The sequence below is a fragment of the Actinocrispum wychmicini genome, from assembly GCF_004345645.1.
Lineage (GTDB): Bacteria > Actinomycetota > Actinomycetes > Mycobacteriales > Pseudonocardiaceae > Kibdelosporangium > Kibdelosporangium wychmicini.
This window is the reverse complement of the sequence record NZ_SLWS01000004.1, coordinates 501495-513902: the sequence shown is the minus strand read 5'-3', so window position 1 is coordinate 513902 and position 12408 is coordinate 501495. Positions and strand designations below refer to the sequence as shown.

Below are 12408 nucleotides of genomic sequence, written 5' to 3'. Positions count from 1 at the left end.
CCGCGATTCTCCGGCCAAACCGGTGAAAGTCCGGTTCCGTCTTCCGGGACAGTGCCTTCGCTGGCGCCCAGTCCTATCATTTGGGGTATGGCCCGACAGCCTGCCTGACTGATTCGCGTTGCCGACTCCCGCGATTCGAAAGGGGCGGCGTGTGCTCAGCCAATTCGACGATCTGGCGGAGTTGTACGAGCAGTTCTCCACGCAGCCGTTCCGGCGTGAACTGGAGTTCACATCGGTCCTGGCGACACTCGGCCGCACCGAAGGCACGCGAGTGCTGGATCTGGGGTGCGGCAGCGGTGTGTACACGCGGCTGCTCGCGGGTGCGGGAGCGGACGTGGTGGGGCTGGACGAATCGGCCGGCATGGTCGACTTCGCGCGTCGCCGCGAACGCGAACGGCCGTGCGGGGCAACGTATCTCACCGGGAGCTTGCCCGCGGACCAACATGGCCGCTTCGACCTGGTGTTGGGAGTGTACGTGCTGCCATATGCGACAACCCGCGCCGAGCTGGCCGAGTTGTGTGGCGTGGCGGCGGTGGCGTTGCGGCCGGGCGGGCGGTTCGTCACTCTTCCGATTCACCCTGGGTTTCATCGCGATCCGGCCTACTACGCGCCGTACGGGTTCCGGCTGCACGCTTACGACCCTCTCGACGGCGCGCCGGTGATCCTGAACCTGTGGGCGGGGTCGCGTGAGGCGACTGTGACCGCTCGCTACTGGTCGGCCGCCACGCTGAACCATGTCCTCGCCGAGGCCGGCTTCGCGCGGGTGACATGGCTGCCGCATTCGGTGAGCGAGCAGGGAATGGCCGAGTACGGCCGGGGCTACTGGGCGCCCTACCTGACAGTTCCGCACGCCGCGTTGCTGGACTGCACGAAGGGTTGAGAGAACAGGAGGCTTCCATGGTGTCACCCGATGTGCTGGTCAGCCGCAGCAACGTGTTGATCGAACGTGGCCGGTTCATCACGCTCGCCACCCACGGCTCCGACGGCGTCTGGGCGTCCACAGTAAACTTCGTCCCGTTGCGGAAACCGTTGCGGCTGCTGTGGTATTCACAGCGGCGGGTACGGCACTCCCGGAACGTCGCCGAGGCGCCAGCGGCGGCGGGCACCATCTTCCTGACCGGCCTCACGACCGAGTTGGGGCTCGACGGCGCACAGCTCACAGGTACCGTGCGAGCCGTCGAGGACAAGGACGAACTGGCCGAACGCGCGGAGTTCTACTACCTCCGCAACTTCCCCGACGACCAGGTCCGGGCCCGGTGGCGGCTCCCGCTGACCGAGTTCCGCGGCGCGGGACACCGCCGGTTCTACGAGCTGACCGTCACCGGATGGTGGCTCCTGGACGTCGATCACTGGCTGGCCACCATGAACGACCAACGCGTCGCCGTGGACCTGTCCGCGTTGCACCGGCCACCGCCCCAGGCCGACCGGTGAACGCCGTCCCCACCACCATGGCCGCGCTCGTCAAGGACCACGCTGGTCCGGGTCTGGAGCTGCGCAAAGTACCGGTGCCGCGACCGGCGGTCGGGGAGGTACTGGTGAAGATCCTGCGGACCGGCATCTGCGGCACCGATCTCCAGATCCACCGCTGGTCCTCCTGGGCCCAGCGCACCATCGACCCGCCGATGATTCCCGGGCACGAGTTCGTGGGCGAGATCGTTGCGGCCGCAGCGGAAACCGGCGGGTTCGTGCCGGGGCAACTCGTCGGCGCGGAGGGACACATCGTCTGCGGACGATGTCGCCACTGCCGTGCCGGTGATGGCCATCTCTGTCCGGAGACCCGTGGGTTGGGCGTCGGCCGCGACGGCGTGTTCGCCGAGTACGCCACGCTGCCCGCCACCGCCGTGTGGCGGCACCCGCCCGACATCGATCTCGACACCGCCACCATGTTCGACCCGTTCGGCAACGCCGTCCACGCCGCCACGCAGTTCCCCGTGCTCGACCAGACGGTGGCCGTCACCGGCGCCGGCCCAATCGGACTGATGGCCATTCCCGTGCTGCAGCACCTGCACGCCCGTGCGGTGGTGGTCGCCGACCCCAGCGAGTTCCGCCGCGACCTCGCCATCAAGCAAGGGGCGTCGGCGGTCTGCCTGGCCGGGCCCGAACCGCTCGCGTCCGCCGCCAAGGAACTGGGCTGCCCCGAAGGGTTCGACATCGGCCTGGAGATGTCCGGGCATCCGGACGCCCTGGGCGCGCTGCTGGCCACTGTGGCCACGGGCGGCCGGGTCGCGGTGCTCGGGCTGCCGGCCCAGGCGGTCCGCACCGACTGGGCGGACATCTCCACCCGGATGCTCACCGTGCAGGGCGTGTCCGGCCGGCGGATCTTCCACACCTGGCACCAGATGGCCGCGCTGGTGGACGCCGGGATCACCCCCGCGTCGGTGGTCACCCACCACTTCGCCCACACCGACCACGCCACCGCGTTCGACCTGGCCGCCTCCACCAGCGCCGGCAAACTCATCCTCACCTGGAGTGAGCGCGGCCGTTGACGCGCCCGACCGACCGTCCATAAAGGATCAATCATGGCGTACACGGTCCAGATCACCGAGCACATCGCCGACGTCGGCGACGAATGGGACGCCGTCGTGCACGACACACACGCGCCCCTGTTCTACCACCGCCAGTTCCTGGAAGCGTTCGAATGCAACCCGTTGCACCCGCTGGAACGCGCCGCCTACCTGACCGTGCGAACACCCGGAAAGACCGCGGTGGCCGTGCTGCCCGCCTACCTCCAACGCGGCACCGACCCGATGGGGGTACTCGCCACCCACTTTCCGGACAGCCTCGGCCAACCGGTTCTGCTCAGTCACGTCTGGCACTCCTACGAATCGACCCTGCCCACCCACCCGGACCACTATCCCGAAGCCGCCCACGCCGCGCTGGCCACGCTCAACGACCTCGCCCTGCACTGGCACGCCACCGTGTGCGGCCTTGTCAACGTGGACCAGGCCGACCCACTGTCCACAGTGCTCACCGACAACGGCTATCCCGGCGCCACCATCGAAACCGGCTGGCGGATGCGGGTGGACGGATTCCACGACCTGGACGACTGGCTCGCCACCCTGAGCAGCAAACACCGCGCGACCATGCGCGTCGAACTCCGGCGCGCCACCGAAGCCGGCTTCACCGCCCGCAGGTTCCCCGTCAACGACGCCGACATGGACGGGTTCATGCGGCTCGCCCGGCACGCCGCCGCCAAACACAACAACGCCGACTACTACATTCCTGGTGTCTTCCCCCGATTCCTGCGCCACCTCGACGAGCACATCCAGATGCTCGAACTGCGCGCGCCACACGGCGAACTGGTCGGCTCCGCACCCCTGTTCCACGACGACAGCCGGGCCCACGTTCCCTTCTGTGGCTTCGACCTCGCCGCCTGTCCAGGCTTCAGTCCCTTCTACGTCCTGGTCGCCCACATCGTCCTCAGCGCCATCCACCAACGGCGACCATGGCTCTGTTTCGGCCGCCGCAACCCGGACTTCAAACGCCGGTACGGATTCACCCCCAGCCCGCTGCAAGCCCACCTGTGTCAGGTCACCACCGGCTGAACCCTCGTCAAGGCAGAATCTCGACGTACCCGTCGCTGCCGTGCACGCGGATCCGCTGCCCGTCGGGAATCAGCCGGGTGGCGTCCACCACCCCGACGACAGCCGGCAGGCCGTACTCCCGTGCGATCACCGCGCCGTGTGTCATCAGTCCGCCGACCTCTGTCACCAGGCCGGTGATGCCGACGAAGAGGGGTGTCCAGCTCGGGTCGGTGTGCGCCGTGACGAGGATGTCACCCGGTTCGAGGTCGGCCTGGGCCATGTCCAGGATGACCCGGGCGCGCCCGTCGACGGTCCCGGCGGAGACCGGTAGGCCGATCAGGGCGCCGGTCGGCACGTCGTCGCGGCGGTACGCCCCGGTGACGGCCTCGCCGTCCGATGTCAGCACCCGGGGCGGCGTAAGCGCCTGGTACGACTGGAAAGCGTCCTTGCGCTGCTGGATGAGCTTGTCGTCCACCTGGTTCGAGCGCACGACGTCGTGGAGTTCCTGGAACGTAAGGTAGAAGACGTCCTCCTTGTCGAGGAGCACGTTGGCCCGCACGAGGCGCTCGGCTTCGTGCAGCAAGGCCTGTTTGTAGACGAAGTAGCGGCTGATGATGCCGTACTTCGGGTACTCCCGGTAGCCGATGAACGTCCGGACCCGGTCGATCATCCGCTTGGTCTCGTCGGCTTTCCGCGCCCCGTCCGGCAGGGCCCGCAGGCGTGCCAGCACGTCCTGTTCCTTCTGCCGCGCCTTCAGCCGTCCTTGTTCGAAGCGCTGTTCGGCGGCGCCTGGCTCGAAGTTCCTGACGTTGTCGAGGATCGCGGGCACAAGCGTGGTGGGGCGTTCACGCCAACGCGGCCTCGTGATGTCGATCTCGCCGACGCAGCGCATGCCGTACCGGTCGAGATACGCGTCGATGGCTTGGCGCGCTTCGGTTCCGCCCGCGAGCTTCGGCAGCTCCTCCAGGAAACCGTCGTCCTTGACGTCCTGCAGGAACGCCACCACCTCCGGATGCGGTCGGATCACGTCGGCGACGTCGAGCAGCGCCAGGCCCATCTCCGACGTGATGTTGCCGGGGGCGGACAACGTGAGCGTGTCGGCCGCGTTCTTCTCGCCCAGCCACTCCCGCAGGTTGTCGTTGAGCCACCAGGTGGCGTCCATCCCCGCCATGATCGCCTGGAAGTTCAGCGGATCACTGAGGACTCGCTTGTGCTCCTGGAACGCCGCCAGCAGGAAGTCGAACAACGCCGGTCCGGTCTTCGTCCGGATGTCGCGCTCCAGGGCCGCGATGGAGGCCTGGCTGCGCTCGATCAGCTCGGTGACGATGGCCGGATCGGTCTCGATCGGAGCGGACGCGCCTTCGGCCGGCGGCCCGGCGGGACCCGCGTCCGGGAGCGTCGGGACGAAGTCGTCGCGGTCGAGGACGGTCTCCAGCGCGTCCCTGGTCAGCGGGTCGCCTCGGCCCATAACGTCCAGGAGGCCGGCTCGGCTCGCGGGCGCGGCCAGGCGCCGGGTGACGTCGACGAACAGCCTCCCGCCGGCCTCGTGCATCGGCGCCATCGCCGTCAGCTGCCACATGGAGACCCCCAGTGGCTTCATGGGGTCGGTCATCATCTGCCCGTGACCAACGGAGACGTAGACGTGATTGTCCTGGTCGCCGGTCTCGGGGATGGGGATGGGGAACAGCGTGGTGATCGGCCGGCTCTGCACGATCTGGAAGTCATCGTCCACCAGGCACCATTCGATGTCCTGCGGGCGGCCGAAATGCGCTTCGATCCGTCGCCCAAGCCGCACGAGCCGCACGACCTGCGCGTCCGTCAGCGCCGGCTGCTCCTGCCGCCGCGGGTCGATCGCCACTTCCTGCGTCCCGCCGGCCGGTAGAGCCCGCACGGCACGTTGTTTGGCGGCGATCGTCTCGGCGACGACCTCGCCGTCGCGCACCTTGAAGACGTCCGGGTTCACCAGGCCGGACACCAGGGCCTCGCCGAGGCCGAAGCTGGCGTCCACGGTGGCGACCTTCCGGTTGCCCGTGACGGGGTCGGCCGTGAACAGGATGCCGGCCACGTCCGGGAAAACCATCTGCTGCACGACCACCGCCATGTGGACCGTACGGTGGTCGATGCCGTTGCGCAGGCGGTAAATCACGGCCCGTTCGGTGAACAGCGACGCCCAACACCGGCTGACATGCCGAAGGACCGCCGCCGGCCCCACGACGTTCAGGTACGTGTCCTGCTGGCCGGCGAAGGACGCCGTCGGCAGGTCCTCTGCCGTCGCGCTGGATCGCACGGCGTAGGCGGCGTGCTCACCGAGCCCGCGGGTGATCGCCGCCGCCAGGTCGCCCGGGATCGCAGTCCCTTCGATGGCCCGGCGGATCTCCGCGCTGAGCGTGCGGATCGCCTCCCGGTCATCCGCGTTCAGGCGCGACAGTTGATCGAGCCGACCGTCGATCGACGGCGCGTCCGCCATGACCCGTCGGAAGGCGGCCGTCGTCACGCACAACCCAGCCGGCACGCGGACACCGTCGATCCGCGACAGCCCACCCAGATGCGCGCCCTTGCCGCCGACAACCGCGACCTGCGTCTCGTCAACCGATTGAAGATCCACCACGAACTGCTCGATCATTGCGACGTCGTGCCCCTTTTTCCTGGTCAGTGCCGGGTACGGCCGCCGATTCTGCGGCAGGACCCGGGTCTTGCCGCAAGCCCCCCTGTGCGCTATATGGTGAAAGTGGCAGGGAGTGGAATCTCCTTGCCTTTTCTTTTGTCCTCCGCCGCGGGCTCCCCCATCACTGTCCGTCAGTGTCAACCCAGCGTGACTCTGTCAAGGCAACTTTCGTGTCAGGGTCAGCTTGACACGCTCAGGACGTAAAGCCTAACTTGACAGACATGAACGACGAGCTGGCCGAACTGGCCGCCACCATCGAGGCCGACGCGGCGAGGTTGGGCGAGGCTGCACGCGCCGGCGCGATGGTGTCCACCGAACTGGCCGCGGTGCGGATGGCCAGGGAACTGAGCGCGCTGACCGAGACCGCGATGCGGATCAGCGTGCGGCGCGCACGTGCGGCCGGCCACACCTGGCAGGAGATCGGCGATGTGCTCGGTGTCAGCCGGCAGGCCGCGTTCCAGCGGTTCGGCCAGCCGGTCGACCCGCGCACCGGCCAGGAGATGAGCCGGGACCTGCTGCCGGGTGCCGCCGATCGCGCGGTCGTCATTCTCGGCGATTTCCTCAGCGGCCGGGCTGACGCTGTCGTCGCCGAGTTCGCTCCGGAGACCCTCGCGAAGCCCGAGGCCGACCCCGACGCCATCGCCTCGGCGAGCGCGCAGGTCGCCGGCCTGGTCGGCGCCTTCGAGCGGATGGGCGAACCGGTGGTGTCGCCGCTCGGCGACTACACGCTGGTCAACGTCCCGCTGTCGTTCGAGGCCGGGGAGATGAAGGGTCGGGTGTCGTTCACCGCGGACGGCAAGGTCAGCGGGCTGTGGGTGCTGCACCCCGACGCGCCGTAACCCCGCACACCCCAGCACACCCGCACACGGCCCGGAAAAGGCCGTGCCCCAAGGAGTTCACATGTCGTCCATCCCGTGGGCCGCCCTGATCCCGGCGATCGTCCTGTATCTGGCCCTGGTCATCTACTGCCTCGTCGACCTGGCGCGGCATCCACACACCCGGCTGCTGCCCCGGTGGGCGTGGGTCGTGATCTGCGTTGTCATCTCCACGCTGGGCGCCATCGCCTACCTCGTGGCCGGGCGGGAGCAGAACCGGTGAACGGCGTTCTAGTCCGCACCGAGTGCCTGGTCCGCGACTACGGCAACGGCGCTGGCCTGCACGGCGTGGACCTCGCGGTCCCGCACGGCGGCGTCTACGGGCTGGTGGGCCCCAACGGCGCCGGCAAGACCACCCTGCTGTCGATCCTGGCGGGGCTGCGCCGCGCCGACGCCGGACGTCTCGACCTGGCTGTCGGCCGCGACCGGATCGCGATGTGCCCGGACACCCCGCAGTTCGAGCCCTGGCTGACCGCCGCCGAGGTGGTCGGCCAGTCCCTTGGGCTGGTCGGGCGCGACGCCGGCCCGGATGGCACGCGGATCGCGGACGCGTTGGCCGACCTGGGGTTGGCCAACGCGGCGAACCGACGCGTCGGCGGGTTCTCCCGGGGCATGACGCAACGGCTCGGCCTGGCCGTCGCCCTGGTGCTGGACCCGGAACTGCTGATCCTGGACGAGCCGACCAGCGCGCTGGATCCGGTGGGCCGGGCGGAGGTGCTGACGCTGGTCGCCCGGCTCGGCCGGACCAGGACCGTGATCTTCTCCAGCCATATCCTCGGCGATGTCCAGCGGGTCGCGGACACCGTCGGCATCCTCGCCCGGGGGCGGCTGCTGCGCCAGGGTCCGGTCGGCGAACTGATCGAACAGTTCGTCCGGCCCACCTGGGAACTGCGCGTCAGGGGCGACGCCGACCGGCTGTGCGAGTTCCTCCACGCCCAGAACTGGGTCACCGCGGTACATGCGCGGCACGACGGCGCGCTGCGGGTCGAGGCGACCGACCGGGACACCGGCGAACGGCACCTGCCCGCGGCGATCAGCGCCACCGGCGCCGCGCTGGTGGACCTCAATCCGGTCGACGCCGACCTGGAGTCCGTGTTCCTCGCCCTGACCGGCGCGACGGCATGACCGGGCTTTCGGTATGGCGGGTGGAATGGCTGCGGCTGGTGCGAACCCGGCGGCTGCTCGCGCTCGCCGGCGTGTTCGTGTTGTTCGGCGTCACCGGCCCGCTGCTGGCACGGTACCGCGGCGAGTTGGTCGGCCACCTGGCCACGCCCGGCTCGAACGTGACGATCATCTTTCCGCCGCCGGTGCCCGCGGACGGCATCACCGGATACACCCAGAACGCCCTACAGATCGGCCTGATCGTGGCGGTCGTCATCGCCGCGTCCGCGTGCGCGCTGGACGCGAGACCCGCCCTGTCGATCTTCTACCGGACCAGGGCCCGGACCTTCCGCCAGCTGCTGCTGCCCAGGGCGGTGATCTCGGCCGCCGCGGCGGTGGCCGGCTACCTCGCCGGCACGTTGGCCGCCTGGTACGAGACCGCGGTGCTGATCGGCGCGCCCGATGTCGGCGCCCTTGCCGAGGGCGCCGTCGCGGACGCGGTCTACCTGGTGTTCGCGGTGGCCATCACCGCGCTCGCCGCCACGCTGGCGCGCGGTCCACTAGGGACAGTCGGCATCGCACTCACTGTCGTGTTCGGCGGGCCGTTGCTGGGCCAGGTGCCCGCGCTGGCGCACTGGCTGCCCTCCGCACTGCTCGACGCGTCCAACGCCCTACAACGGCACACCGCCGAGGATCACCACCAACGGGCGCTGGCGGTGACCGCTGCGCTCATCGTCGCCTGCGTCGCGTTCGCGGTCATCCGGGGCGCCCGACGCGAGACACCCCAGTCCGACAACGCCTGACGCGCATGGCCCGATCCTTGCACAGGATGACCATCAGGCCACTTCCCGCCTCCTGCCGGCTCAAGCACGCTGGTCGCGCACCACAGCGAAAGGAGCGGCGGATGTACCAGGTGAACGGTGAGTCATTCTTCGTGGTCGACAGCCACGTGCACTTCTGGGACGCCAGCAGGGAAAACTACCTCGACGAGAAGTACGCCGACGGCTGGATCCACAGTTTCTACGACTACCACAGGAACCTGAGTCCCGAGGACTACGTGTGGCCGCTTGAGAAGTACCGGAAGTACACCGAGAGCGACCTCATGCGTGACCTCTTCGAAGTGGGATACGTGGACAAGGCCATCTTCCTGCCCACCGGCCTCAAGGAGTTCTTCAAGAACGGCTTCAACACGGTCGAGCGGGACGCCGTCCTGGCCGAGAAGTATCCCGGCAGGTTCATCGTGAACGGCCGGTTCGACCCGCGGGACGGCGACGCCGGTCTCAAGCTCTTCGAGGAAGAGGTCAAGCGCTACGACCTCAAGGGTGTCAAGCTCTACACCGCCGAGTGGCACGGCGACTCGAAAGGGTGGAAGCTCACCGACCCCTGGTCCAAGCGGTACCTCGACAAGTGCGCCGAGCTCGGCGTGGTGAACATCCATGTCCACAAGGGACCGACGATCTGGCCGCTCAACATGGACGCCTTCGACGTCCGCGACATCGACGAGGTCGCCACCGAGTACCTCGACGCGGGCCTGCGGTTCATCGTGGAGCACTGCGGACTGCCCCGGCTGGAGGACTTCTGCTTCATCGCGACGCAGGAGCCCAACGTGTACGGCGGCCTCTCCGCGGTGATGCCGTTCATCCACGCCAAGCCGTACTACTTCGCCGAGTGCCTGGCCGAGATGCTGTTCTGGCTCGGCGAGGACCGGTTGGTCTTCTCCTCGGACTACGCGATGTGGCACCCGAAGTGGCTGATCGAGAAGTTCATGGCGTTCGAACTGCCGGCGGAGGTCAAGGAGAAGGTCGGCGTCGACCTCACCATGACCGCCAAGCGCAAGATCCTCGGGCTCAACGCAGCCGCCCTCTACGACATCCCAGTGCCCGAGGAGGCGCAGCTTCCTCGGGCCGGCGAAGAGGTATCCGCATGAGCCTCCCGGCCACGCTTAGCGAACGGGAGGTACTGACGGCCGTCCGCGGCGTTCTTGACCCGGAGCTCGACGAGTCCATTGTGGACCTTGGCTTCCTCACCCGGGTGGATGTCCATGGCGACGAGGTCCGGCTCGAACTTCGGCTCCCCACGTACTGGTGCGCGCCGAACTTCTCCTGGCTGATGGCCGAGGACCTCCGGCAGGCCGCACTCGGCGTGCCGGGCGTCCGCCAGGCCACCGTCCACCTGCTGGACCACCATGCCGGCAACGAGATCTCGGCCGGGGTGAACAGCGGTCGCAGCTTCGCCGAGACCTTCGGCGAGGACGCCACCGCCGAGACGCTCGGTCCGTTGCGCCAACTCTTCCGGCGGAAGGCCTTTCTGGCACGGCAGGTCCGGTTGCTGGCGACGCTGCCGCGGGAGCGGCTGGACGGGCTGCGGATCGGGGATCTCCCGGACACGGCACACGCCCAGGCCTACCTGGCGGTACGGGCCGAGCTGGGGCTGGACTGCACGCCGGCCGCCCCGGTGATCACCGACGCGGCCGGCCGCGAGGCCACCGACATCGACGCACACATCCGTGCGGCACGTCTGGTGCGTGTGTCCACGGACGGGAACACCGCCCTCTGCCGTGGCGTGTTCCAGACCCGTTACCCACGCGGCTCTGGTTGATCGAGTCGAAGAGATCCGGGGGCGGTGTCGGATCGAGGCAGGGGTGTTCGTAGTAGGGGTGAGGCCCGCCCACGAGGGGCCCGCGTCGACTACGACAGGACCAGATCATGCCCACTGCGAACACGAGGCCCGGAGCGGGGCGGCGGGAATGGGTCGCGCTGGCCGTGCTCGGCCTGCCCACGTTTCTCGTCACGATGGACTTCTCCGTGCTGTACCTGGCCGTCCCGCACCTGACCGCCGACCTCGCGCCGAGCGGCGTCCAGCAGCTGTGGATCGTGGACATCTACGGCTTCCTGATCGCCGGTTTCCTGGTCACCATGGGCACCATCGGTGACCGGATCGGCCGGAAGAAACTGTTGCTGATCGGCAGCGCCGTGTTCGGCGTCGCCTCGGTGGCGGCGGCGCTGTCCACCAGCCCGGCGATGCTCATCGCCAGTCGGGCCCTGCTCGGGGTGGCCGGCGCCGCGGTGATGCCGTCGGTGCTGGCCCTGGTCACCGGCATGTTCACCGACCAGGGGCAACGCCGCCGCGCCCTCGCCATCTACCTGACCTGCTTCATGGCCGGGCTGACGCTCGGCCCGCTCGTCGGTGGCCTGCTGCTCGAGTACTTCTGGTGGGGTTCGGTGTTCCTGGTGGCCGTGCCGGGGATCGTGGTGCTGCTGGTGTTCGGCCCTTCCCTACTGCCCGACCAGAAGGCACCGCGGGCGGGCAAGCTCGACCCGGTCAGCGTCGTGCTGTCCCTCGCGACGATCCTGCCGTTCGTCTACGGGCTCAAGGAGCTGGCTCGCCACGGCTGGGAGTGGTTCCCCGCGGTGGCGCTGGTGTTCGGCATCGCGGTCGGGGTGGTGTTCGTCCGGCGGCAGCGGCACCTGGAGCACCCGCTGCTCGACCTGCGCATGTTCGGCAACCGCACGTTCACCTCCGCGCTGGCCCTGACGTTCGCGACCAGTGTGGTGGGCACCGGCATCCTGCTGCTCGTCACGCTGTACCTGCAGAACGTCACCGGCCTCACCCCGCTGGCGGCCGGCCTGCTCCTGGTGGCACCCAACGTGCTGATGATCATCGGCACCCTGGCCAGCCCACCGCTGGCGAACCACGTCCGTACCGCGTACCTGATCGCGGGCGGACTGTTCGTCGCGGGCGTCGGCTACGTGATCTTCACGCTGGCCGACTCGACGTCCGGCCCCGCGACGATCGTCATCGCGATGTGTGTCGCCATGCTCGGCACCGGGCCGCTGGCCGCGTTCTGCAACCACCTCGCCATGGGGGCGGTGCCGCCGGAGAAGGCCGGCTCCGGGGCCTCGATCCTGCAGACCACCAACGAGTTCGGGCTCGGGCTGGGCATCGCCACGCTCGCCACGCTCGGGACCGTGGTGTACCGCGACAACGTGGAGAGCGCGCTCGGCAGCCTGCCACCCGACACGGCGAACGCCGCCCGCGAAAGCGTCGACCGCGCGGTCGACGTGGCCGGTCACCTACCCGCGGTGCAGGGCAGCGACCTGCTGGCCGCGGCCCGCGACGCGTTCACCTCCGGCGTGCACACAGTGGGCATCGTCAGCGCCATCCTCTACGTCGGCCTGGCCGTACTCGCCTTGCGGACGTTCAAGCACGTGCGGAACTCGACCACACACAGGAGATGATCCTC

12 protein-coding genes are annotated in these 12408 nt (G+C 69.0%); 11 read left to right on the top strand and 1 reads right to left on the bottom strand.

All coding sequences use genetic code 11. The features are described from left to right. Positions 1-151 precede the first annotated feature (151 nt). Genes EV192_RS20405 through EV192_RS20390 form a run of 4 tightly spaced genes read left to right on the top strand, consistent with a single transcriptional unit; the run spans position 152 to position 3545 of the window. Positions 152-880 carry a class I SAM-dependent methyltransferase gene (locus tag EV192_RS20405; RefSeq protein ID WP_165960509.1) on the top strand — a complete coding sequence of 243 codons (729 nt, stop codon included), beginning with the start codon at positions 152-154 and terminating at the stop codon, positions 878-880. A gap of 17 nt (positions 881-897) precedes the next feature. Next, complete coding sequence (locus EV192_RS20400) at positions 898-1431, top strand: pyridoxamine 5'-phosphate oxidase family protein (protein WP_132117623.1); 534 nt, start codon at positions 898-900, stop codon at positions 1429-1431. Next, positions 1428-2486: an L-threonine 3-dehydrogenase gene (gene tdh / locus EV192_RS20395; RefSeq protein ID WP_243726960.1), complete on the top strand. Its 1059-nt coding sequence runs from the start codon at positions 1428-1430 to the stop codon at positions 2484-2486. Before EV192_RS20400 ends, tdh begins: the two co-directional genes overlap by 4 nt. Positions 2487-2519: 33 nt before the next feature. After that, on the top strand, positions 2520-3545 hold the full coding sequence (locus EV192_RS20390; RefSeq protein WP_132117621.1) for a GNAT family N-acetyltransferase: 1026 nt from the start codon (positions 2520-2522) through the stop codon (positions 3543-3545). Between the two features lie 7 nt (positions 3546-3552). On the opposite strand, the gene rph is transcribed toward EV192_RS20390, so the two are convergent. After that, a complete protein-coding gene (gene rph / locus EV192_RS20385) occupies positions 3553-6147 on the bottom strand; it encodes a rifamycin-inactivating phosphotransferase (protein WP_132117619.1) in 2595 nt (864 codons plus the stop codon). Between the two features lie 263 nt (positions 6148-6410). Between rph and EV192_RS20380 the strand changes: the two genes are divergently transcribed. From EV192_RS20380 to EV192_RS20350, 7 genes are all read left to right on the top strand, one after another. Then, the gene (locus EV192_RS20380) at positions 6411-7028 is read left to right on the top strand and encodes a DUF3887 domain-containing protein (RefSeq protein ID WP_132117617.1); all 618 of its coding nucleotides are present in this window, start codon (positions 6411-6413) and stop codon (positions 7026-7028) included. 61 nt (positions 7029-7089) lie between these two features. Continuing rightward, complete coding sequence (locus EV192_RS20375; protein WP_132117615.1) at positions 7090-7287, top strand: PLD nuclease N-terminal domain-containing protein; 198 nt, start codon at positions 7090-7092, stop codon at positions 7285-7287. Beyond that, positions 7284-8189 carry an ABC transporter ATP-binding protein gene (locus EV192_RS20370; RefSeq protein ID WP_132117613.1) on the top strand — a complete coding sequence of 302 codons (906 nt, stop codon included), beginning with the start codon at positions 7284-7286 and terminating at the stop codon, positions 8187-8189. The genes EV192_RS20375 and EV192_RS20370 overlap by 4 nt, the downstream gene beginning before the upstream one ends. Further along, positions 8186-8968 carry a hypothetical protein gene (locus EV192_RS20365; RefSeq protein WP_132117611.1) on the top strand — a complete coding sequence of 261 codons (783 nt, stop codon included), beginning with the start codon at positions 8186-8188 and terminating at the stop codon, positions 8966-8968. Before EV192_RS20370 ends, EV192_RS20365 begins: the two co-directional genes overlap by 4 nt. Positions 8969-9069: 101 nt before the next feature. After that, positions 9070-10092: an amidohydrolase family protein gene (locus EV192_RS20360; protein WP_132117609.1), complete on the top strand. Its 1023-nt coding sequence runs from the start codon at positions 9070-9072 to the stop codon at positions 10090-10092. Next, entirely contained in the window at positions 10089-10763 is a 675-nt protein-coding gene (locus EV192_RS20355; RefSeq protein WP_132117607.1) for an iron-sulfur cluster assembly protein, read from the top strand. The genes EV192_RS20360 and EV192_RS20355 overlap by 4 nt, the downstream gene beginning before the upstream one ends. A 107-nt stretch (positions 10764-10870) precedes the next feature. Continuing rightward, a complete protein-coding gene (locus EV192_RS20350) occupies positions 10871-12403 on the top strand; it encodes an MFS transporter (RefSeq protein ID WP_132117605.1) in 1533 nt (510 codons plus the stop codon). Positions 12404-12408: the final 5 nt, after the last annotated feature.